Annotated in this window: 17 protein-coding genes; 10 read left to right on the top strand and 7 right to left on the bottom strand. The window is 45.5% G+C overall.

Annotation, left to right across the window (positions count from 1 at the left end):
• The 8 genes from DXB58_RS04215 to DXB58_RS04180 all read left to right on the top strand — a co-directional run bounded on the left by DXB58_RS04215 (position 1) and on the right by DXB58_RS04180 (position 10485).
• Positions 1-2277 carry a chondroitinase-B domain-containing protein gene (locus DXB58_RS04215; protein ID WP_122136000.1) on the top strand — a complete coding sequence of 759 codons (2277 nt, stop codon included), beginning with the start codon at positions 1-3 and terminating at the stop codon, positions 2275-2277.
• Positions 2278-2313: 36 nt separating this feature from the next.
• Entirely contained in the window at positions 2314-4521 is a 2208-nt protein-coding gene (locus DXB58_RS04210) for a heparinase II/III family protein (RefSeq protein WP_009001241.1), read from the top strand.
• 26 nt (positions 4522-4547) lie between these two features.
• Positions 4548-4892 carry a cupin domain-containing protein gene (locus DXB58_RS04205; RefSeq protein WP_004324069.1) on the top strand — a complete coding sequence of 115 codons (345 nt, stop codon included), beginning with the start codon at positions 4548-4550 and terminating at the stop codon, positions 4890-4892.
• A 4-nt stretch (positions 4893-4896) separates the two neighbouring features.
• Positions 4897-6363, top strand: a complete 1467-nt coding sequence (locus DXB58_RS04200) for an MFS transporter (RefSeq protein ID WP_122135999.1) — start codon at positions 4897-4899, stop codon at positions 6361-6363.
• A gap of 22 nt (positions 6364-6385) precedes the next feature.
• Positions 6386-7138: an SDR family NAD(P)-dependent oxidoreductase gene (locus tag DXB58_RS04195; protein ID WP_004324067.1), complete on the top strand. Its 753-nt coding sequence runs from the start codon at positions 6386-6388 to the stop codon at positions 7136-7138.
• Positions 7139-7363: 225 nt separating this feature from the next.
• Positions 7364-8566 carry an alginate lyase family protein gene (locus DXB58_RS04190; protein ID WP_009001240.1) on the top strand — a complete coding sequence of 401 codons (1203 nt, stop codon included), beginning with the start codon at positions 7364-7366 and terminating at the stop codon, positions 8564-8566.
• A gap of 27 nt (positions 8567-8593) precedes the next feature.
• Positions 8594-9583, top strand: coding sequence for an alpha/beta hydrolase (locus DXB58_RS04185; RefSeq protein WP_122135998.1), 990 nt, complete (start codon positions 8594-8596; stop codon positions 9581-9583).
• 5 nt (positions 9584-9588) lie between these two features.
• Positions 9589-10485: a heparin lyase I family protein gene (locus tag DXB58_RS04180; RefSeq protein ID WP_122135997.1), complete on the top strand. Its 897-nt coding sequence runs from the start codon at positions 9589-9591 to the stop codon at positions 10483-10485.
• 153 nt (positions 10486-10638) lie between these two features.
• Here DXB58_RS04180 and DXB58_RS04175 read toward each other — a convergent pair whose 3' ends face one another.
• On the bottom strand, positions 10639-11685 hold the full coding sequence (locus DXB58_RS04175; RefSeq protein WP_233527228.1) for a TIM-barrel domain-containing protein: 1047 nt from the start codon (positions 11683-11685) through the stop codon (positions 10639-10641).
• Between the two features lie 89 nt (positions 11686-11774).
• The gene (locus DXB58_RS28090) at positions 11775-11969 is read right to left on the bottom strand and encodes a hypothetical protein (protein ID WP_229036689.1); all 195 of its coding nucleotides are present in this window, start codon (positions 11967-11969) and stop codon (positions 11775-11777) included.
• Between the two features lie 394 nt (positions 11970-12363).
• Between DXB58_RS28090 and DXB58_RS04170 the strand changes: the two genes are divergently transcribed.
• Together DXB58_RS04170 and cysK are read left to right on the top strand one after the other, a co-directional pair.
• Positions 12364-13164: an alpha/beta hydrolase gene (locus DXB58_RS04170; RefSeq protein WP_122135996.1), complete on the top strand. Its 801-nt coding sequence runs from the start codon at positions 12364-12366 to the stop codon at positions 13162-13164.
• Between the two features lie 127 nt (positions 13165-13291).
• The gene (gene cysK / locus DXB58_RS04165) at positions 13292-14239 is read left to right on the top strand and encodes a cysteine synthase A (protein ID WP_004324060.1); all 948 of its coding nucleotides are present in this window, start codon (positions 13292-13294) and stop codon (positions 14237-14239) included.
• A 254-nt stretch (positions 14240-14493) separates the two neighbouring features.
• On the opposite strand, the gene DXB58_RS04160 is transcribed toward cysK, so the two are convergent.
• The 5 genes from DXB58_RS04160 to DXB58_RS04140 all read right to left on the bottom strand — a co-directional run bounded on the left by DXB58_RS04160 (position 14494) and on the right by DXB58_RS04140 (position 23896).
• Complete coding sequence (locus DXB58_RS04160; RefSeq protein ID WP_122135995.1) at positions 14494-16788, bottom strand: glycoside hydrolase family 3 N-terminal domain-containing protein; 2295 nt, start codon at positions 16786-16788, stop codon at positions 14494-14496.
• Between the two features lie 112 nt (positions 16789-16900).
• On the bottom strand, positions 16901-18163 hold the full coding sequence (locus DXB58_RS04155) for a hypothetical protein (protein WP_122135994.1): 1263 nt from the start codon (positions 18161-18163) through the stop codon (positions 16901-16903).
• Between the two features lie 20 nt (positions 18164-18183).
• Complete coding sequence (locus tag DXB58_RS04150) at positions 18184-19860, bottom strand: SusD/RagB family nutrient-binding outer membrane lipoprotein (RefSeq protein ID WP_122135993.1); 1677 nt, start codon at positions 19858-19860, stop codon at positions 18184-18186.
• 11 nt (positions 19861-19871) lie between these two features.
• A complete protein-coding gene (locus DXB58_RS04145) occupies positions 19872-23060 on the bottom strand; it encodes a SusC/RagA family TonB-linked outer membrane protein (protein ID WP_122135992.1) in 3189 nt (1062 codons plus the stop codon).
• 11 nt (positions 23061-23071) lie between these two features.
• A complete protein-coding gene (locus DXB58_RS04140; RefSeq protein ID WP_122135991.1) occupies positions 23072-23896 on the bottom strand; it encodes a family 16 glycosylhydrolase in 825 nt (274 codons plus the stop codon).
• Positions 23897-24697 lie beyond the last annotated feature (801 nt).

Below are 24697 nucleotides of genomic sequence, written 5' to 3'. Positions count from 1 at the left end.
ATGATGACACGAAAGATACATAAAGCGATTATAGCCTCCTTACTTATCGGGCTTCCCTTCACCTCTTTTGCAAAGAGATATGATGTGACACTTCCCGAAGTAGCTTCCTGCTTGAAGACTGCACAACCGGGTGACCAGATTTATATCAAAGACGGTCAGTATAAAGACATGCAGTTGAAGTGGACAGGTAAGGGAACCGAGAAAGCTCCTATCAAGATAGAAGCCTTGAATCCTGGAAAAGTAAAAATTGAGGGAGGCTCTACTTTGCGGATAGCAGGAGAGTGGATGTCTGTCGGTGGATTACATTTTACAGATGGATACGCTCCCAAAGGTTCTGTGATAGAATTCCGCAACGGACAGGAACTGGCCAATCACTGCCGCCTGACAAATTGTGTGATAGACGGATTCAATCCGTCCCGTCGGGACCAGGCTTACAGCTATATCTTGCTTTATGGTCGTCATAACCGTGTAGATCATTGCTCATTGACAGGAAAACTTAATTTGGGGGTGACATTGATTGTTATCCTCAACGATGAACGTTGTCTGGAAAATCATCATCAGATAGACCATAATTATTTCGGAGAGAGGCCGGTGTACGGTTCGAACGGTGCGGAAACTATGCGTGTGGGAACTTCCCAACAGGCATACAGTTCCTCGAACACAGTAATTGAAAATAACCTGTTCGAACGCTGTTCCGGCGAAGTGGAAGTAATCTCTATAAAATCCAGCGATAATGTGATTCGGAACAATATCTTGCTGGAATGCGAGGGAGTAGTAGCACTGCGACACGGTGACCGTAACACGGTTAATAATAACCTGTTTATTGGCAACGGACTCCGTAACACAGGCGGTATTCGCGTAGTTAATGCCGGGCATCAGATTTATGACAATACCTTGGTCGGTCTGGCAGGAACCCGTTTCTTCTCTGCTTTGGGAGTGATGGATGCCGTACCTAATTCGTTGCCTAACCGTTATTGCCAGGTAGTTGACGTGAAGATGTACCGTAATACTTTCGTAGACTGTACAAATATCGAATTCGGCACAGGCAAAGACATGGAACGTACCCTTGCACCGGACAATGTGAGCTTTACGGATAATATCATAATAAATAAGGAACTGTCTCAACCTTACATAGCCGTTGATGATGTATCAGGTATTCAGTTCAAAGGCAATAAAGTGCAACTGGCAAAGAACTATTCGGCTCCGGGATTTACTACGGAGAAACTAAAGGTTCCCCAGTTGCCGGATCAGGTCGCAATACGTAAGGATAAAGGTGCTTCCTGGTTTGAAAACCGGGTAGCGCAACCATCTGCAAAGACTCATAAGGAATACAACGCAGCTCCGGGAACTGATCTTTCTGAAATCATTCGTTCAGCAGAACCAGGTGGGATTATTGTTCTGGCTAAGGGTACCTATCCTATCCAAAGCGCCATGTTCATCGATAAACCGCTGACAATTCGCGCTGCCAACGCAGCCAATAAACCGTTGGTTCGTTTCAACGGAGAGAAACCGGATAACATGGTAACCATCGCCGACGGTGGTGAACTGATTATTGAGAATATCGCATTTGACGGAGTGCTGGAACCCGGTAAAGCCTTGGCTAAAGCGGGAATTTCTACAGCCATCGATATGATACAACCTTATACACTGACAGTAGACGGTTGCGAATTTCAGAACTTCGGAGAGGGCGGCTTCTTTGCCATCAAAGGAACGAAAGCCACTTTCGCCAAGAGTGTGACAATCAAAAACTGCTTTTTCCGCGACTTATCTGGAGATGCCATCAACTATGCCGCCGAGAAAGACGATATCGGTCGTTACAATGCGGATGATATGCTGATTGAAAACTGTTCTTTCTATCGTTTGCTGGGTTTACCTATTAATATTTATCGTGGAGGAAGTGATGAAAGTACGGCTGGCCCTTATATCACTATCAGACATTGTAATTTCGCAGACTGTTGTAACAAAGAGCGTGGAAGCGTGATGCGCCTGATTGGTCCACAAGTACTGACAGTAGAGAATTGTAATTTTGACAACAGCGGACGCGGAGGAGCAACCATCCGTTTGGATGAGGCCACCTGGGAAAAAGTTCGCATAGCCAACTGTAACCTGTGGAACTCCGGCAGAATGGTAACTACCACTTCCCAAGCTATACAAGGAAAAATGTATAATATCCGTCCCGCATATATCAATGCCGACGCATACAATTATACTCCAGTGCCGGGCAGCGAATTGGAAAAACTCTCTATTGGCTTGAAAAAGAATTCGCTTCCGCAATGACCGTAACCGTAAGTGGAACAAGAAAATAATGATTAGATGAGAAAACTTATTATTTGTATATTCATGGTCTTGGGAGGATGTCTCCTTTCGTTTGCCCAACATCCGTCTCTTCTTTTCACACAGGAAGAAGTGAACGAGATGAGGGAAGGAAAGGGAACCGTGCCTGCATTCGATAAAACGCTCTCGGAAGTATTGAGCGCAGCCGACGCAGCGTTGAATTCTCCTATCTCCGTTCCCGTTCCGACAGATGGCGGTGGCGGGGTGGTACACGAACAGCATAAGTCGAACTATTATGCCATGTTTCATTGCGGAGTTGCCTATCAGCTGACCGGTGACAAGAAATACGCCCGTTACGTAGCAGATATGCTGGAAGCCTATGCAAAGCTCTATCCTACATTGAGTTTCCATCCCGTATCACTTTCCCCTGTTCCCGGACGCCTGTTCTGGCAGACACTGAATGAAAGTGTATGGCTGGTACATACAGCAGTAGCATACGATTGCATCTATCATACACTCTCGGCCAAGCAGCGCACCACCATCGAAAAGAATCTGTTTGCCCCAATGGCGGACTTCATCATGGATGGTATGGGCGATAACCATGCAAACAATAAGACTTTCAACAAGATGCATAATCATGCCACCTGGGCTACGGCTGCCGTAGGTATGATTGGTTTCGCCATGAATCGTGAAGATTACGTGAAGAAAGCCCTTTATGGCTCCGACGAAACAGGCAAACACGGAGGATTCATCCGTCAAATGGATTATCTATTCTCTCCCGATGGCTATTTCACAGAGGGGGCCTACTATCAACGTTATGCCATCTGGCCTTTCGTCATCTTCGCCCAATGCATTGAAAACAAACTGCCGGAGCTGAAAATCTTCAGCTATCGCGACAGCATACTCTCAAAAGCACTTTCCACGTTAATACAGCTATCTTATGAGGGAGAATTCTTCCACATCAACGATGCCCTGCTGAAAGGACTTTCTGCACAGGAACTGGTTTACGCTGCAGATATTCTATACAATGTCCATCCGTCGGATAAATCATTGCTCTCCGTAGCGAACGAATACCAGCATACTTATCTGCCTACAATCGGTGGTTTCCGGGTAGCCCGTGATATTGCCCGTGGCGAAGCTGCTCCAATCGTATATCGCAGCAGTGTGTTCCGTGACGGACGCAAAGGAGACGAGGGAGGCATTGCCGTGATTCGCTCGACAGACCCGAAACTGAATAGTGCCCTGACCCTGAAAGCCACTTCTCATGGCCTTAGCCACGGACATTACGATAAACTCACAATGGCCTATTACGATAATGGAAACGAGATTCTGACAGATTACGGAGCTTCCCGTTTTCTCAATATCGAAGCCAAGAATAAGGGACATTACACACGTGAGAACGAATCGTTTGCCAAACAGACCATTGCACACAACACACTGGTGGTCGATGAAACGTCCAATTTCGGCGGCGATATAAAAGTGTCTTCCCGTTATCATTCGGACATCATTTACAGTGATTTCAACGGAGATCATTTCCAAGTGATGGTAGCCAAAGAAACCAATGCATATTCCGGAGTGGAAATGAAACGTACATTGGTGTATGTGACTACTCCTTTCCTGCAATTCCCGCTGATACTGGACGTGTTGCAGGCCAACTCCGACAAGGAACACCAATACGACTATCCGCTATGGTATAACGGGCACTTCGTTTCTTTGAATTTCCCATATACCAAAGCAAGCAACGGATTGCAAACCCTCGGAACAAAGAACGGTTATCAGCATCTGTGGCTGGAAGCATGGGGACAGAATGAGAAAACGAACACCTCCAGTTTCACTTTTGTCAAGGACAACCGCCTCTATACCATTAGTGCGGCCACCACTCCCCAGACAGAGCTAAAGATGCTTCGCCTGGGAGCCAATGATCCGGATTTCAATTTGCGAAACGAGACAGCGTTTCTAATCAGAGAAAAGGAACAGAAGAATCACACGTTTGCTACTTCCATCGAAACGCATGGAGATTATGACGTAGTGATGGAGACTTCCAACAATCTGACATCCTCCTGCGAGGAAGTGAAAGTGGTGATGGATACGGCCGAATACACCGTTATCAAAGCTATATATAAAGGTGGACATTCCGTAACACTCTGTCTGGCCAACGCAGAAGAAAGCAAAGAGAATAAACATCACTTGTCCGTCGAAGGAAAGAATTACGACTGGAACGGTCGTTGCGGAGTTTTTGCCAAATGAGAACAAACCATTAATAGATAGAAAGTATGAAAACATGTAGTGAAACTTTTCAGTTTGAGAAAGATTTGAAGTGGGAAAACCCCGCTCCGGGTGTCAATCGTCAGATTATGGCGTATGACGGACAGTTGATGATGGTCAAAGTGAAATTTGATAAAGGTGCGGTAGGAACCATGCACGAGCATTATCACAGCCAGGCCACTTACGTGGTGAGCGGCAAATTCGAACTCACCATCGGCGATAAGAAAGAGATTCTTTCTGCCGGAGATGGTTATTACGTAGCACCGGATGAATGGCACGGATGCGTTTGCCTGGAAGCTGGTATTCTGATTGATACTTTTAGTCCCGTGCGTGCAGACTTCTTAAACCTCTAGGCGCATGAAAGTAAAAGGACTTAGATGGGTGGTTATCGGATTAATCATGTTGATAACCATCATCAATTATCTGGATAGAGGCACGCTCAACTATATGTGGGTGGCTAATATCGACTATCGTCTTCTGCCCGAGGCGGAGGCGTTGAGCGATAAAGGCAACCACGCCGCATTGGTGGGCGACCAGTATATCCTGACAGCCGCCAACGGAAACCGCGATTCGGTCAGCGTAGCCAATGTGCAGATGAAAGAGAAGAACGGAGTCACCTTTGTCACCAATCGCGAGGGTATCGCCATCGACCTCGGTCTGATAGACCGTAACGATCCCGATGCGTCGCAGAAAGCGAAAGACATTCTCGGCCTGATTACGATTTTCTTTATGATTGCATACGGCATCAGCCAACTTGTCTCCGGCAAGTTGTACGATAAAATCGGATGCCGGAAAGGTTTCTTCTGGAGTGTGCTGGTATGGGGAGCGGCGGATGCGCTGGCCTCTCTTTCCAGAGGAATCTTCTCACTGACCTTTTTCCGGATGATGTTGGGCTTGGGTGAAGCCGGCCCATGGCCGGGCACTACGAAAAGTAATGCCGAATGGTTCCCGCAGAAAGAGCGTGCTTTTGCACAGGGATTGTTTGGAGCGGCAGCTTCCATCGGTTCCATTCTTGCTCCGATTATCATTCTGATGCTGTTCATCGCCTTTGGCTGGAAACTGACTTTCATTGTAGTCGGTGGATTGGGATTGATTTGGCTGATTCCCTGGTTGATAATCAATAAGGAAACTCCGAAAGAGCATCCCTGGATTACGGAAGAAGAGCGTACTTATATTCTAAGCGGTCAGCCCGAAAAGGAGATAAAGACAGAAGATAAAGGAAAGAGTTGGGGCGAACTGTTGCGCGTGAAAAAGAACTGGTCTGTCATTCTCGGCCGATTCTTCCTCGACCCTATCTGGTGGATGTTTGTAACTTTCCTGCCGCTTTATCTTGCCGACGTATTCCATCTGAATATAAAAGAGGTGGCGTTCTCTGCTTGGGTGCCTTATGTGGGCGCGGCTTTGGGAAGTGTTGCCGGGGGCTGGTATTCCGGTTGGCTGATAAACCGTGGAAAGACTGTGAACTATGCCCGCAAAGCAGCCATGCTGATTGGTGGATTTATAATTATTCCGTCCATTCTGGCAGCTATCATGTCTACCACAGCTCCGGTTGCCATTCTCTTTATGGCACTGGTATTGGGAGGCTTCCAGTTCTTCATGACGAACTTGCAAACCATTCCGAGCGATTTGCATAGCGGCAAGTCCGTAGGTTCTCTAGCAGGTCTTGGAGGTGCTTCGGCTGTGTTGGGTACAATTCTGGCTATTCTTTTTGCCAGCTATATTACAAACTGGATTTTATTATTCAGCCTGTTGGGAGCTTTGGTACCACTATCGTTGTGCTCCATCTTCCTGACAGTAGGAGAGATTAAACAAATCAATAAATAAACGTATTTAAAAAAAGACAATTATGAAATTAGAAGGAAAAGTTGCTATTGTAACTGGTGGTGCACGTGACCTGGGTCGCGCAATATCTGTAAAATTAGCTGCAGAAGGCGCTAAAGTTTGTTTGAACTATTTTGATAATGAAGCCGATGCACAGGAAACACTGGCATTGATTAAAAACGTGGGTGGTGAAGCAATCGCTGTTCAGGGTGATATGACGAAAGCTGCTGCGGTGAAGAATCTTTTTGCAGAGTGCAACAAGGCTTTTGGCGACAAGGTAGATGTATTGGTAAATGTAGTAGGCGGAATCGTAGGCCGTAAGAAAATCACCGAACAGGATGAAGACTGGTATGACTTCCTGATGGATGTCAATATGCGTTCCGTATTCCTTTGTACCCGTGAGGTAGTTCCGATGATGCCGGAGGGTGGTTCTATCGTAAACTTCTCTTCATTGGCTGCCCGCGACGGCGGTGGCAACGGAGCTTCCATGTATGCAACTGCCAAAGGTGCCGTAATGACATTCACCCGCTCTATGGCCAAAGAACTCGGTCCTCAAGGAATCCGCTGCAATGCTATCTGTCCGGGTACGATTGCTACTTCGTTCCACGACCGCTTCAATACACCGGAGAATCGTGAACGTATGAAAGGCTCTTACGCATTGCGTCGTGAGGGAACTGCTGATGAAGTTGCCGAACTGGTTTGCTTCCTAGCTTGCTCCGAATCTTCTTACCTGACAGGTACGAATATTGATATTAACGGTGGTTGTTTCTTCTCTTAAAGAAGAATCACCGAATCTGGAGCTAGTATAAGTAGTAAAGATTTAGCAATCAAGTAGTGAGTAGTTAAGTAGCAAATGTTTTATAATCAACTACTTACTGCTTGGTTGCTTATTTCCTGATTACCTATTTTTGGCTAACTTACCTCTTACTTGCTTCACTATTAATCTTACCATTACACATCTTATCTTAACCACTCATCTCCACTACTCTAAAAGAATACATTTATGAGACGAATCTTTGCTATATGGGCTCTATGCCTTTGTTGGGGAGTACTGAACGCGGCACCGTTGGGACCGTTTAATGCGACATTGCTCGAGAAGCTGAAGACCGATTATCAGAAAGGCGATAAAGAGGTGACCCAGTACATCGAATTACAGGAAAAGGCGGCAGAGAAATATATAAAGATGTCTCCTCTGTCGGTAACAGCTAAAAAGAAATTACCTCCCAGCAAGGACCCCCGGGATTATATGACTCTATCCCCATACTGGTGGCCGGACTCCACGAAGACAGATGGGCTTCCCTATATCCGTAAGGATGGCGAACGCAACCCGGAAGTTTATGAATACCCTGAACGTGAGAATGCCAACCGTTTTGGCGACGCTGCCTACTGTTTGGGCGTACTCTATTACATCACCGGAAAAGAAGTCTACGCCAAAGCCTGTGCCGATCATTTACGAACATGGTTTACCGACCCGAAATTGGGTATGAACCCCAATATGACTTATGCACAATCCGTTCCGGGAATGAAAAATATGCGTGGTTCGGGCTTCATTGACTCCCGTCGTTTCAGTCGTGCACTGGGAGTTGCCAAATTAATAGAAAGCTCGAAAAGCTGGACTGCCTCGGACAAGAAAAAGCTCGATGACTGGGCTACCGCTTTCTGTTATTGGATGGAGAACAGCACACAGGGACAAAGAGAATCTCATGCTGCCAACAATCATGGCCTGTGGTACGAAGCCATTCACCTGATGGTACTCGCCTATCTGGACCGCACCGACCGCATCCGTGAAGTAGCCGAGCAAAGCATCCTCCCCAAAATGGGTGCACAGATTGCCGACGATGGCTCACTACCCCAAGAACTGGAACGGACGCTCTCCCTGCATTATTCAACTTTCGCTCTTGAAGCTCTGATGGAAGCCAATCAGATTACCAGCCAGATAGGTATCAACTTGTGGAATACTCCGGCCGCCAACGGTAAAGTGGCTTCGCAGGCAGTAGACTATCTGTATCCTTATTATATGAATCCCGAAAGCTGGAAGTTCAAGCAGATTAAACCATTCGACCAGTCGCGTGCCGCCATTCTTCTTTATGAAGCGGGAACGGCATTGGGCAATCAGAAGTACATAGATACGGCAAAGCGCATCGGACTGAAATACAGTACGTCGGATGTAGAAACGATACCGTATCTAATTTTAAAGAAGAAATAAGATTATCCCACCTAATGAAGTGATATCATGAAATTGAAACTGATTTTATGTTTGTGTATGCTGCCGCTTTTTTGCCTTGCCCAGGAAGCGCAACCGCAGCAATTTTCCAATCGCTATGGCATGAAGATGACGCAGAATGAGGACGGCTCCTATGCGCTGCTGTATGCAAAGAAATATGCGAAGTTTATCGATGTGAATACCATTCCCGATGTGATGGTGCCTTATACCTATCAGCCGGACCGTCTGAAAAGCAAGGACTATAAGGGAGTGACTACCAAAGACATTGTGTATAAGAAACATAAGGATTATGAGCTGATACTCACAGTAGACTTTGCAGAGACTGACAAACCCGCTCCGTTCGTGGTTTACATCCACGGAGGTGGATGGGCACGTGGAGATAATGGTTCGTCCAGATCTCTGTCTCAATACCTGGCAAAGCAAAAGGGTATTACAGGTGTACGTGTCTCTTATACACTGGCACCGCAATCCGACGCAACCGTGAAAGTCTCCATTCAAGATATTCTGGATGCTGTGAAATACGTGCAGGAGCATGCTGCCGAATTGAATGTAAATCCTGCCTGTGTCGGCTTCCTGGGCACTTCTGCAGGTGCACACCTGGCGGCAGTTGCTGCCATGACTGCTCCCGGAACGAAAGCACTTGTCGGCTATTCCGGTATCTATGATCTGGAAAAGGCTGCCATCACCATGAAGACAAAAGATGCTCAACGCATCGCTTATTTCTGTGACCGGAACCCGAAAGTCCTGCGCGAAGCATCTCCTATCAATCTCATTCCAAAGAAGAATATCCCTGCTTCCATGCTGGTATGTGGCACGTGTGATGTGACGGTAGAGTGTGAGCAAAGTGAAATGTTTGCATCGGCACTAAAGAAAAAAGGAGGCGTCTGCAACCTGCTGACGTATAAGTATTATGACCACAACGTAAGTTCAAAGACTTCTGATAAGATGGAAGAGATTTTCTTCAAGTCTGTCGATTTCCTGACTACCTATATGAAATAAACCGTATGAAAACAGGAATCTTATTCTTAACCTTCTTTGCTTTTATTGCCTGCTCCAATAGTTCATCCGAAGTGATAGACGACAAGGAACAGCCGAAGCCCGGACAACCGGAACAGCAAGTGGATGGTTCATTAATAGCCGATGGCAACAGCGCGAAAACGTACGATTTGATAAAGCGCTCGGGCTACAACCACGAGGCTCCCGATTCTTCGCGCGAGCATAAAACGGAGCATTTCCAGCATATTCAGCAGGTGCGTGACAATCAGTTGAACAAATATGTATTCGCATTATTTATTCATGCTGCGATAGACGACGACCGCGGTCTGCCGAATATCACAGACCGTCAGCGGAATGAAATAAAAACGGATAATAAATCTCCGCAAAGCCTTGTTGGCCAGCAAGGAGAGACAATGGTGTTCCGTTGGAAATTCTGTTTGCCGGCAGGATTTCGCACAACTACCAAATTCTCCCATCTTCACCAGTTGAAAGGTATCGACAACGCATCCGGTACGGCAGATGTCAGTTCTCCGCTCATCACTCTGACTGCCTATTCGAATAGTAAGAGCGGACAACAGTTACGTGTGCGCTATGATAAGCGTGGCGAGAGTACTACGACTATTGCCAGCGCGGATTTGGCCGACTTCCTCGGTAACTGGGTAGAGGTGGAAGAGAAAGCACGTTTCGGTGAGGATGGTTCTTATGAAGTAACTATCATGCGCGTGAAAGACGGGAAAGTTCTCTTGAAACTCGATCCCCAAAAGATGGATATGTGGCGCACCGATTGTACGGGACTTCGCCCCAAATGGGGTATCTACCGCTATCTGGGCGAGAACCGTAGCTGGCAAGACCAGTTGCGCGATGAAGAAATCCGTTTTGCCGATTTCTCCATCAAGAAACTTTAGAGAGGGACTTTGTTGTCTATAATGGTGGATCTCCTGTCTGGAAATGTGTTTTCGGGTACATATTCGGGCGGGAGATTGTCGTATTGTGTCTCTGGTGAAAATATTCTTTCAAGAAAGTTATATAGTAAGTATATCTTCTTAAAAAGACATGCTCTAGTTGATAAATTCGTAGCCTTTGAGCTGGTATCTCTTAATCTTGCAGCCTTTTGTTCTTGTAAGTTTGACCTTTCCCTTAGCTGCATTCAACGTAACCTGATTGAATTGCCCTTTCTGGAAATCATAGCTTACACCATCATCTTCGAAAAGTTGGCAAGTAGCGGTGGGAGTGCCGTATATTTTACAGTTCAGGTTGAATACGGTCTGCGTATTTATATAAGGAACAGGCTCGGCAAGAGGCAATAACGTTCCTTGACGTACGTAGAGTGGTAATTGATTAAGCTCGGTTGTTATCTCATATTCACGGTTACCTTCGTACTTTTCATTGGTGTTGAAGTTGTACCAGACTCCTTCCGGGAAGTAAACTTTCCGTGATTTCTTATTCTCGTACAGGGGAGCAGCCATCATTCCGTTGCCAATCATGTATTGATCGCTGATGGTGCGCAGACGTTCATCCTTGGGATCATCCATCAGCAGCGGGCGAAAAGGAGGTATTCCCTCTTGCTGGTATGTGCGGAAAGCTGTATAAAGGTAAGGTTCCAACGCTTTTCGGATGGGAGAGGTGGGGTGTATGTAAGCGTGTTCCCATAAATTGATCTTATAGCCTTTCTGCTGGAGTTGGGCTAGCATTTCTTTGTGTTGTGGGAATCGTTCTTTACTCCATATGTACGAGCAGGAATAAGTAGCCGTTTGCCATCCGGGTTCAAGCCCTAGTACGTCACATGGAATATGATTGTTACGAAAATAATCAGCAAAACGCATAACAGAATCTTGTATAGCATCTCCTTTCACACGGTATTTGAATCCGAGTCCCCACATTGGGGGGAGACAGCCTCCACCGGAGAGAAGATTATATTTTTTCACTACATCAAGTAATTCCGGTCCGGTGATAATGAATACTTCGATACCTTTTGCACCAGGAATGTCGATAAAAACTTTGTCTCCATTGCTTCTATTTTTATATAAGTCTTCCGTGGTGGTGGAAATATGTTTGCGGGTTTTCGCGTTTTGTATATTTTGCTGTTTTTTTGGTTGGATCCGCATAAAAAAGTGGTATAACGTGCTGTATTGACGAGAATGCCATAACCTTTGGTAGAGACGTAGAATGTTTGTGGGGCGTGTGTATATCCGAGTCAGTTTAGAGGGTTGTCGTTCACTATCGGACGTTTACGTAAGCCACGTTGACCGAAGGTTTCAAACTGGAGTCCGAAGCCATAGATTTGTTCATTGTCTTCCAAGGGGGCTTCTATCAAGCATCCTCTATCTGTTATTTTTATTTGTATTTCTTGAATGTCGAAAGGTAACTTGGCTGTAGGAAGTGACTTCATAGTTTCTATAACAGGCTTTCCGCCAAATAGAGAATAGGGGGGGGAAGGGTCAATTTCTCCCTTTTGTAGTTTAATAACCCCTGGAGCAATTTCTTTTTGGACGGATACTTGTATAGTGGACAATAGTCCTGTTGTAATTAGAGAAAGATAGATTAATAGTTTCTTTATTGTTATTGGTCCATTAATGATTTTATTTATATATGACTTTTTATGCGGCTCTTTCCGTTAAATAAGGTCATAAACATAAATAAAAATTGTGAGATTTTTACGCTTTTATTCTTTTAAATGTTTGGTTGATTTGTGGAGTGGTAGTTATTGGAGTAATTTTCCTTTTCTATTCTTATTAAGATTTCGTAATATTGCATTTTTATTAAGTACACTGAATAATGTGGTTATGAAAAAGATTTGCTTTCTTCTCTTTTTGTTTAGTACTTGCATTGCTCAAGCACAAAATGCTTATCGCACAGACAAAGATATATCTTATGTCTCTGGTTCCGAAACGGATACCTATCGTCTGGAACGTTGTAAACTGGATATTTATTACCCTGAAAACAAGAAGGATTTCTCAACTATTGTCTGGTTTCACGGTGGTGGTATGGAAGGCGGAAATAAATTTGTCCCAAAAGAATTGAGAGAACAAGGGTTTGCAGTAGTGACGGTGAATTACCGTTTGAGTCCGAAAGCAAAGAATCCGGCTTACATCGAAGATGCGGCTGAAGCTGTGGCATGGGTTTTCAAGAATATTGAAAAGTATGGTGGTCGTAGGGATCATATTTTTGTTTCCGGTCATTCTGCGGGAGGTTATCTTTCATTGATTCTGGCAATGGATAAAAAGTACATGGCAGCATACGGAGCAGATGCCGATAGTGTAGCTGCTTATCTTCCGGTGAGTGGTCAGACAGTGACACATTTCACTATTCGCAAGGAACGCGGTTTGCCTGACGGTATTCCGGTGGTTGATGAGTATGCTCCGGTAAATAAGGCTCGTAAGGAAACAGCTCCTCTCGTGTTGATTACGGGGGACAAGCATCTGGAGATGGCGGCAAGGTATGAAGAAAATGCGTTGCTGGAAGCTGTCTTGAAAAGTATAGGTAACAAGAAAGTGACTTTGTACGAAATGCAAGGATTCGATCATGGTCAAGTACTCGGTCCGGCATGTTATCTGATTGCAGATTATGTGAAGAGATTCAAATGATATATTGTTCTGGCAAGAAGTCAGATATATGTGGTATGAATTTACCATATATATGGTATTTACCCTGAACAGAATCCGCACTATCTTTGTCATATATTAAAACAAGAGAAATTTAAAACAGATATATATGGAAAAGATAGCAAGAAAATTGACGGATTTGGTAGGTAATACTCCGTTATTGGAACTTAGTAACTATAATACAAGTAACGACCTGAAAGCTCGTCTGATTGTAAAGATTGAATCTTTCAATCCCGCAGGAAGCGTGAAGGACCGCATAGCATTGGCTATGATTGAGGATGCAGAAACGAAAGGAATTTTGCATCCCGGAGCAACTATCATTGAACCGACCAGTGGGAATACCGGTGTGGGATTGGCTTTTGTTTCAGCTGCTAAAGGCTATAAACTGATTCTGACGATGCCCGATACCATGAGTATCGAACGGCGTAATCTTCTGAAAGCTTTAGGGGCGGAATTAGTATTGACTCCTGGTGCGGATGGCATGAAAGGAGCCATTGCCAAAGCTGAAGAACTGAAGGCGGTCACTTCGGGAGCTGTCATTTTACAACAATTTGAGAATCCTGCTAACCCTGCCATGCATTTACGGACTACCGGTCTGGAAATATGGAGAGATACCGAGGGGAAAGTCGATATCTTTGTGGCCGGAGTAGGTACTGGCGGGACAGTTAGCGGTGTAGGGGAAGCGCTGAAGATGCGTGATCCGAGTATAAAGATTGTGGCAGTAGAACCTTCTGATTCTCCGGTACTATCGGGAGGTAAACCAGGTCCGCATAAGATTCAGGGAATCGGTGCAGGGTTTATTCCTAAGACGTACAAGGCTTCTGTCGTAGATGAAATTATTCAGGTGCAGAATGACGATGCCATTCGTACGAGTCGTGAATTGGCTAAACAGGAAGGTTTGTTGGTAGGCATATCTTCAGGAGCAGCCGTATATGCTGCTACGGAACTGGCGAAGCGACCGGAAAATGCCGGGAAAATGATTGTTGCATTATTACCCGATACAGGTGAACGTTATTTATCTACCATTTTGTATGCTTTTGAGGAATACCCTTTGTAATAATGCCGCTTTCCTTCAGATAAAAACAATCGCTCCTTTGGGCTCAAACGATTGTCTTTTTGTTGTAGACATACGGTCGTTTGGATCAAGAGGAGCGGTTGTTTAAATTTGGTTGAACAGCCGTTTGAGGCTGTTCAACCGGTTAGATGATAATTTGAGTTCACCACAAAGTAACGCAGTGTCTCATAGAGTTATTGTCGGGAGTGTATACATTAATAATGCGCATTTACTTATAAATACCTACTTATAAATGCCTACTTATAAGTAATAGTCACTACTTGATTTCCGCATTGCATACGGAAATCCCCTTGTTCCAGTACCCATTGCCCGTCAGAATTGACAAAAGCCAAGTCGCTGCCTTTGATGGATAGAGTGACAGTCTGGGTTTCGCCCGGTTGCAGTTCCACCTTTTTGAAGGCTCGTAACCGACGGTTTTCGGGAGTAAGCGATGCCACAAGATCACTGCTGAACAGCATCACAACTTCTTTTCCGGCATATTTACCGGTATTGGTTACATCTATGGAAAAGTGCAAACCATCTCCTGTGGTAAACGAAGATTTGTCCGTTTGGAAGTTGCTGTATTCGAAAGTGGTGTAGCTCAATCCGTATCCGAAAGGCCATTGAACGGAGACTACCGCATTGTAGTCGTAAGCTCCTTCCATTTTGTCCATTTCTTCACTCACCCGATAATCGTAGGTAGTCAGTGCTGCTTCGTGTCGCGGATATGTGTAAGGCATCTTGGCACTGGGGTTCACGTCTCCTGCCAGAATGTTCGCCAATGCGTCGCCACCATAGTTTCCGGGTAATAGAATGTCAATAACTGCATCAGCCAATGGCTCCAACTCGTTGATAATGCGGGGACGACCCTCATTGAGTATCAGGATGATCGGTTTTCCTGTAGCGGCAAGTGCCTTTACCAGTTTGCTTTGGCTGGCAGAGATGGCAAGTTCGGAAAGATTACCGGGTGTTTCGCAATATGAATTCTCACCGATGCAGGCGATAATAATATCCACGTTGCGGGCGGCGGCCACAGCTTTCTCAATCTCCGGTTCATTTTCTTCCATGTAAGCACCTTCGGGTTTGTAGGTTACGCCCTGTTCCAGACGGACATGATCGGCTCCGAATTTGTTGCAGATTGCTTCGTAAATGGTGTTATATTTGTCGGCAAATCTATCGGTCAGATGTCCTTGCCACGAATAGCTCCAACCGCCGTTCAAGCAACGCATAGAGTTGGCGTTCGGACCGGTTACCAGTAGCTTTTTCCCTTGAGGAAGCGGAAGAATGTTCTCTTTATTCTTTAGCAATACTTCCGATTCTTCAGCTGCATGAAGTGCGATAAGTGCATGCTCCTTGCTGCCGAAGAGAGGATAATCTTTCAATAAAGTGTTCGGATGATCGAACAGACCCAGACGGAATTTAAGTCTAAGCACCCGGCGGACGGCATCGTCAATACGGCTCATGGGTATTTTCTTCTCTTGCACTAACTCTTTTAGTAGTGTACAATAATTGAGATCATACGGTTCCATAGCCATGTCTATACCTGCATTGATTGCCATTTCGATGGCTTCTTTTTTGTTTGCCGCCACATGTTCGCGGGTATAAAGATTGTTGATGTCCGCCCAGTCGGTGATTAACATTCCGTCCCATCCTAAGTCTTCTTTCAGCCATTGTGTAAGGAGTTCGCGGTCGGCGTGCACAGGCTTTCCGTTGATGGAACCACTGTTGACCATTATAGTCAGTGCACCAGCTTCCACACAAGCCTTGAACGGTGCAAAACATTTTTCACGCAGTTCGGAAACAGATATATAAGCCGGTGTGCGGTCCTTACCGGTACGTGGCATGCTGTATCCCATGTAATGTTTCACGGAGGTGGCGATTCGGTCGGCGGGAATATGGTTAGGATCATCTCCTTGGAAACCTCGGACAGCAGTGCTGCCCATAATGGCATTGACTAAACAGTCTTCTCCATAATTTTCCCATACACGCGGCCAACGGGGATCACGTGCCATATCGACAGTGGGGGAGTATGTCCAGGGACAATTGCTAGCCCTTGTTTCATAAGCCGTTACACGTGCCGCTTCGTAGGTCAAATCCGGATTGAAGGCAGCACCCATATTGATATTTTGAGGAAAGAGCGTGCCGCCCAATGTATAGGTAGTACCATGATTCTGATCCAGGCCGTAGATACATGGAATACCAATCTCCGCCATCGACAGTTCTTGTATTCGACCGATAATCTTGTTCCACTTTTCAGGGCTTTGTGCTACCGGGCCGGGAGCATTGAGAAACGAACCTACCTTGTATTCAGCAATTGCTTTGTGGAGTTTTGCCTCGTCCAATTGGAATTCTCCATTTATCGTCTCTCCTAATACATCAATAGCAAGCTCGGTCATTTGCCCTATCTTGGCGTCAAGGTCCATCTCTGATAGAAGCTTTTCCACTTGTTGTTCTATTTTAGCGTCTTCAGGAATGGCAGTGGGAACTGCCTGTTTGGAACAGGCAGTCATTGCGATAGATGCGGTCATTAATATAATATTTCTTAGTTTCATTATGATTTGTTTTTAAGTAGCATCGTTTATGTAATCTGTCATTCAGAGGGCTTTAACCCGAAGAATGACAGACACTTATGGTATGAATGATTTTTAAACTTACTTAGGAACATTATTTCACGGTTACCAAATCTACATAATAGCCATGTCCTACACATAAGAATCCGGCTTCAGCTTGAATCTTATTCAACATGTCTTGTGTTAGTATCAGTGTATATTCACCGTTTTCCGTAAATTCCATCTCACCCGCCAAGCCTGTCCAATAGCCTGTGGCAAGCTGCATTTTATGATATTCGGCAGTAGGTTCTATGGAGTAGACTACTTTCAGTGTCGACCCGGCTGTGATACCAGCAAATACATCCATTGGAATCAAACCAAAAGTTTTGTTGGGGTCACCGTCCGGCTTATCCCACGAAACGTAATGGTGTCCTGCCCAAAGCGTTATTTCGGTAGATACGGTCACAGTCTGTTCGGTAGTCGTAATATTATCGTTCAAGAACTGCACAGCCTCTCCGCTACGGGTTTTGCCTGTCAGCGTATAGCTTCCATCAGACAAATCCGGACAAGTCAGCGTAACTTCCGTAGAAGATTGATTGCTGAATTGAGACACCGTCTGTCCGCCGATAGTTAGAGAAGCGATGTTTTCAAGATTGATACCGGAAATGGTCCAGTCCACGTTGGCAGTAGCCCGGTTAGCACCCGAAATGACAAGGGAAGCATTGGTTACTTTCACCATGTCGGCTCCATATTGATTGCCGTCGGCATCTTGCAGAACGATACGGTAATCGCCTTCGCTTACGCCTGTCGGAATGGTGTATTCCAGATAATTCTCGTCTGCCGATTCAACATAAGTAGGATCGGTGATCGTGTTTCCTCCCAAGAGGATGGCTGTTACGTTCTGTAAATTACTGCCATATAAACGGGCAGTCTTACCGGGAGATACAATTCTCTCAAAGGCTACTTCTTTAGATTGAGGGTCATCAGCCAACGGATTGACCACCACTAATCCTTCACGGGAAGTCTTCTTCCCTTTCACAGTTTCCACTTCTATTTTCAAATTATACGTACCGGCTTTCAGACTACGGTTGATTTCCTTGTCGGAGTCGGTACCCGATTCCACTTCCTGCCCATCAATGAACCAGGTTACTGTGGTGTAATCTTTCGGAGTCACGGTCAGCGCGATGGATAAGTTCGCATCCCGGCTGATGTTGGCGAATGTAGCCAATTGGCCGTTCGTCCTGTCAGGGAATACTGGGGCAAGGATATGCGGATCATCATTTTCTGTCACCGTAGCGAACGGTTCTTCCTCGGTGCATGCAGTAAATGTGGAGCCTACAGCGAGTAGGGCAAATAGTGCAATATATATCTTTTTCATAATGGATGATTGTTTAATAGTTAGTTTTCAGTATCCCACCACAGAAGGCTGTGCCAATTGTCTGTTCCTCCCATGCGCTCGATGGCTTCATTGTAGCTTTTCTTATTATAGGAAGATTCCAATACAGGATAGCAGAGACGTACCGGAATTTCCGTTCCACCGGTGAGGTATTGTCCGAACCCATATTCTGCCGGTGATTTCAACTTCGGATAACCGGAACGACGCACGTTTGCCCAACATTCGGCAGGATTGGTGAAGTGAAGAATCCAGGCCTGTGTATTGATAGCTTCAAGTTTCTGATTGTCCGTATGTCCGAACGCCCCTTTATCTTGAATGAATGCATCAAACTCTGCATCAGTAGTAGCTGTGCAACCGTAATTGTCTGTCAGGAAATCCATAGCCGCACGCACTCCTTGTTTGTAAAGATCTTCTGCCAAAGCACTGCCAACGTTCCATTTTTTCACAGTAGCTTCTGCCATCAGGAACTTCACTTCTGCAGAGGTCATCACTACGCCCGGATTGTCGCTTTTTAGGAAATTATTGGCAAGTTTGGGTTCCACTTCACGAGCCATGGTTGCTGTAACGGAAGGGTTGTTAACGGCTAATTCCGCACAAATATCGCTGTCGTACCCTGTAGGCCATGGTTCCCACGAGTAGGCACCTGGGTCGCGCGGACTGAAAGCAATCCCTTTTTCAATCATCTCTTGGGTGATGTCGACACGATTGTCGGGACTGGTGGCACTCATCAGCCCGTCATAATAACAACGGGAAATTTTGAATGTACGGGGGTCACCGGAATTGTATAACTGATTAAAGAAAGTGGAACAGAGGTAACTTGGATTATTAGCGGGGTCGTTGCCGAACAACAACTGTGACAATGAATTTCCGCGATAATCAGAGTAAGCTTCTTGTCCGAAACTAAATGCGATTGTCATGTATTTGATGAGCGCATCGCTTGAGGCGTCCGTTATCACACCCCCATTGGCAGCCAAAGCATTTTCAAATTCCGTTTGTGCCTTTGTAGGATTAACATTGGAGATTCGCATGGCAAAACGTAGGCGAAGCGAGTTTGCCAGTTGTTGCCATTTAGTTACATCACCGGCATAGATGAGGTCACCTGTCACTTTATCTTTGGTCGGATCGATTTTATTGACGGCATCTTCCAGCTCCAAAAAGAAAGCGTTGTAAATATCTTCCTGTTTGTCATACTTCGGATTGAACTTTCCTTCGAGGAATCCCAGTCCGGCTTCACTGAAAGGAGCGTCTCCGTAAGTGTCGGTGATGATAGACATAAGATAAACCCGATAAATGCGGAGCACAGAGTTGATGTTCACTTTCTCTGCATCTTCGGCTGTGCGATATTGAGCATCAATGATATTCTTCAGGGATTGAGTGTAGAACGATGTCCAGATACGGCTCATTTCATTATTGTCTAGCGTATGGCGTCCGCCGTAGTTGGTGGTGTTCCAACATCCCATCAGTTGTTGGGTGAATGCATAATGGTAGTTACGGTAGATTTCCATCATACTAAGGTCTCCGTACGTTTGCAGTTGGGCAGTGGTGAGCTGCGCATTCGGGTCGATGGTAGCGGCCTTGGAAGGGTCGGTATTCATGTTTTCCATGTATTCATCGCTGCAAGAAGCGAAAAACAGGGCACATGCCATCGTGATGATTGTGATGTATTTAGATTGTCTCATGATATATCTTTTTAGAATTTCACATTTACATTAAAACCATAGCTTCTGCGTGAAGGCAACGAACCGTATTCAAGTCCCATACCGGTAGTATTGTTGTAGTTGGAATCCGGGTCGATATTCGGGATATTCTTCCATACGATGAACGGATTGCGGGCAACGAATGAAACGGTCAGTCCGCTTACTACATTCTTCAGCCAGGATTTGGGCACATTGTAACTCAACGTCAGTTCACGGCATTTCACGTATGAGTTGTCGTAAATAAACATAGAAGGTGCATTACGGCAAACGCTCATCCAGTAGTCTTCCGGATTGATGTAGATGTCGTTGGGGCGATACGTTCCATCACCGTTGTCGATGACACCCGGAGCAACGAATCCGCCTGTCGGCTTCCAGTTATCGGCTCCTTTTGCAATGCCGGCTGCCAATCTTTCTTCTTCCGAGCGATACCAGGCGTCGCGTCCTGCCAATGTCTCCGGACTTTTACCCGATTCGTAAGCAGCACGGGCAGACATAGAATAGAGGTCGGCACCTACTTTCACATCGAATACCGCTACCAGCGAAAGATTCTTGTAGGTAAAGTTGGTGAGTAATCCACCTGTCCAGTCCCAAGAGGCATTACCCAATACGTGGTTGCTCTTGTCATATTGCGGCAGACCGGTTTGCGGGTCAATCAGAATATCTCCCTTTGCGCTCCGTTGGAAGTCCGGGCCTACAATAGAACCAAAGTTCTCGCCTACCTTAGCGGCCACCTGAACGTCGAGCCAAGACGCCTTTTCCAGTTCAAACATATCCGATTCGCCATCCAGTTCTTTTACTTTGTTGCTGTTTTTGGAGAAGTTCAGATTAATGTCCCAGGAAAAATCGCGTGTTTGAATCGGTCGTGTGCTAAGGGCAATCTCAATACCTTTGTTTTCTATCTTGCCGGCATTAATCAAGCGATAGTTATAACCAGTTGTCCAGGAACTTGCCATTCCCATAATCTGGTTTTTACTGATTTGAGAATAGTAGGTGAAATCCAGTCCGATACGGTTCTTCAGGAATTTCAATTCCAATCCCATTTCCACGGAGTTTGTTTTGGTTGGTTTCAAGTCTTTGTTGGGGATGGTTCCGTTATCGATATATCCGATGGTATATCCGGGATAAGCATATTTGGATTTCGTATAGACGAGTCCCAATTGATAAGGGTCTGTATCGCTACCCACTTGCGCCCATGACATACGTAACTTTCCGTAAGGCAGGAGGTCGCCCAGTTTTGTCAGCTCGGAGAATACAAAGCTGCCGGAGAAAGAAGGATACATATACATATTGTTGCCAGTGGGAAGGGTAGACGATTGGTCGCCACGCAACGTAGCATCGAGGTAAAGCATGTGTTTCCAGCCTACGTTCACTGCTCCGTAAACCGAATTAATCTGCTTGCGGTAACTGCCGGGCACTACACTGATCTCGTTGAAGCTCGTCAATGAAGGGACATCGCGTATCTTCATGTCTTGAGCGGTGGTAACGGTGGTCTGGTTGTTCACCTTATATACATTGCCGCCTAACGTAGCGTTGAAATCGAAATCACCCCAATGGTTGTTATAGAGAGCCAACACTTCAAAGTTGTACATGCGGTTGCGGAAAGCGCTGTTTTGAAGTCTTCCGGCTTCGAATCCGGGAGTGGTAGGCGCTTTGTAATCATCGAACGTGAACCAGTTGAGTTCGGCACCCAGCGTTGCCTGAAGTTTCAGATGTGGGTCGATGTTCCATACGGCCTTGCCGTTCATGCGGAACAAGTCTTTCTTGGATTTATTGAAGTTCTTATAGATATCCCAATACGGATTCACGTTGTAGGGATCCATACCGTTCCAGTTGGAGTATTCGCCGTCGGCAGTCTGATAGGTTTGCAACCATTCCTGGTCGTAGGTGGTGGCAAGGGTCATCAGGTTTTTACCGATATTGGACTTGCTGTCGCCCAGTGCCGGACGGTTCTTCACGTCTTCCCGTGTATAGTTGACGCTGAAATCCAGGTCTACCTTTCCTGCAGACGTATTGGCGCGCAGGTTGAAAATGTCACGGCTCATGTGCGTTTGGGGAACAATGTCTTTATTGCGCATATCCGTATAGGTAAAGCGAATTCCGGTTTTTCCGCTGTTCACACCTATGATGGCGGAGTTGGTGGCGGTGATACCCGTGCGGAAGAAGTTGGACGTATTGTCGGGGACAATGAGGAAAGGGCGTTCTACGCCGTCAAAATACTTCAGCATGTTTGAACCGTCCGCTTTGGGGCCCCAACTTTTGTTTGTGTTGGATATGGCATCATAGCTATAAGTACCGTTGCTTCCCATACCGTATATCTGTTGCACTTCGTCCCATTTGGCAAGTTGGGTGTCGAAAGTCAGCGTTCCGTTATATTCCACGCTGATTTTATCCTTGTTGGCTCGCTTGGTTGTAATCAAGATAACACCGTGGCTGGCACGGCTACCATAAAGTGCGGACGCCGCAGGGCCTTTCAATACCGACATATTTTCTACGTCATCGGCATTGATGCTCGAAATACCGTCGCCCAAGTCGAAGCCGCCGTTTGTACCGGCACTGCCGAAATTGGTATTGTCCAAAGGTACACCGTCCACTACATAAAGAGGTTGGTTATTGCCGGTCATTTCGGTACTGCCTCGCAGAATAACGCGCGTAGAACCGGAAGGACCACCAGCGGTCTGGCTGACTACCAAGCCCGGCACACGTCCTGCCATGGAGTTGATGAGATTCGTCTCTTTCGCTTTGGTCAAGGCTTCACCTTTCACTTCATCAATGCCGTAGCCCAACGCTTTGCGCTCTCTTTTGATGCCAAGGGCGGTGACTACCACTTCATCCAATGCTTTGGCATCCTCTTTTAAGGTGATGCTCAAAGGACCTCTTCCCGCTTTTACTTCTTCGGATTTATAACCCACGTAGCTGACAACGAGCGTAGCTCCCGCTTTTACATTCAAACTGAAATTTCCATCCAGATCGGTAATCGTTCCGTTGGCAGTTCCTTTCTCCACTACGGAAGCCCCAATGATGGGACCTGTGGCATCGCTCACTTTTCCGGTTACCTTGTTGCTTTGTTGTTGAATAGCCTGGGAACTTGGTTCCGTTGCTGCATACACTTGCTGGAAACTTCCCGCCATCCAAAGGGCGAGTGTTCCGCAAAACAGTAGATACTTACATTTTTCCATATTCATAGCATGTATATTTAAGATTCCTTTAATATTTTCACCCAGTCGATGTACATATTCACTTTCTGACCGTCTTTCAGGCCCGTCAGCTTATTAATATCGGTAATTCCTGTAAACGCACCTCCCACGGCGAGGTTGAACAGGATGTAGAAGTTGTCATGAAAGTATGTGTTCGAGCTAATGTCGAACGTATGAAACTTGACGTTGTCGACGGATATTGTCAGGCTGTTTTCATCCCAATCCAGAGAGTAGGTGTGATAATTGCCGTCTTGCAGGCTGTTGGCCACATTGGCTTTGTAGTATTGCTGTTCGTGAGCCGCTGCGCTGGGGCCATAGTGAATGGCGGTGTTCACTTGTTTTTCCGAATCGCCCGCAGCCATTCCGCTCTGTTCTCCCATTTCCATAATGTCGATCTCCCCGCATGCCGGCCACTGTTTGTCGTTGTCTCCCATCATCCAGAAAGCAGGCCATAGTCCGCCGTTAGTTTTGGGAAGCTTGATGCTTGCTTCTATCTTGCGATACTTGAAACTCTTTTTTCCTTTTGAATTGATCCTGCCTGAATAGATTTTATTCCCTTTACGTTCGGCGGTAAGAATCAGAACCGATTTATCCCCGTCTTTTCCTACCGATACATGAGCGGCATCGTATGCCTGTAGCTCTTGATTGGTCCAGCCGGGTTCATGACTTTCTTTCGTCCATACTTTTTCGTCGAAAAAGTTGAAATCGTCTTTAAAAAGAATGTCTTGTGGATTTTCCTCCGGTTCCGTTCCAACAGAATCCGACGAACAGGATTGTTGCGCGAAGCAAACGGATAAAAATAGGAATAGTGCTACTTTTTTCATCGTTTTAGCATTTTAAAGGTTAAACGTAATATGTGCTTTATACTTGTAAAGCTTGGTGCAAAGATGCTAATATCCGGCTGAAACGATGGTTAGATTGCTGACATATAAGGTTTGATTGCTGACAAATCTGCTGATTTTTATCGAACGGACGTTATCTTACCCATTCTTTTTCGAAGATTGTTGCTGTATAAGAATGAGGTAAATGATAATTTTGCGGAGTGCCCTGAAAGGGCTTAATTATATAGCGTAGGGCAACGCCCTACGTAAAAACGACAATCTGAATTTACGCCCTGAAAGGGCATAATTGTATACAGTTCCGCCCTTTCAGGGCTTGTGGCTGGTGTGTTTTTTCGTAGGGCGCTGCCCTACGCTATATAATTAAGCCCTTTCAGGGCACCCCAATAAATATATAATTGTAAGGCTTTCAGCCTAACCGCTAAATTCTCATTTAACCGCTAAATTCCCCATTTAACCGCTAAATTCCCCATTTAATAAAGAACGGTACGGAAATGAATGAAATTTTTTCCTACTATAAAGTTGAAAAAGGTTCTTCGTCAAATTTGGTGGTAATCTCTTTTTTATTTCACCGGTCTTCTTCTTTCTTAATCCTATTAAAAGTTGTAGATATGTTTGCTTTTTAGTAACTTTAAAGACACCACATCATTAAGAGTTACAATGCAACAAGTCATATCTACAACGTACAAATATACATCAAAAAAAGAAAATACTCCTACAAATAGGGGATTATTCCATGATTTCAGATTCAGTCTTGGCTACGATAATCTGCAACAAGATGGTATC

The sequence above is a fragment of the Bacteroides sp. OM05-10AA genome, from assembly GCF_003439055.1.
Lineage (GTDB): Bacteria > Bacteroidota > Bacteroidia > Bacteroidales > Bacteroidaceae > Bacteroides > Bacteroides intestinigallinarum.
This window is presented reverse-complemented; position numbering and strand designations above follow the sequence as displayed.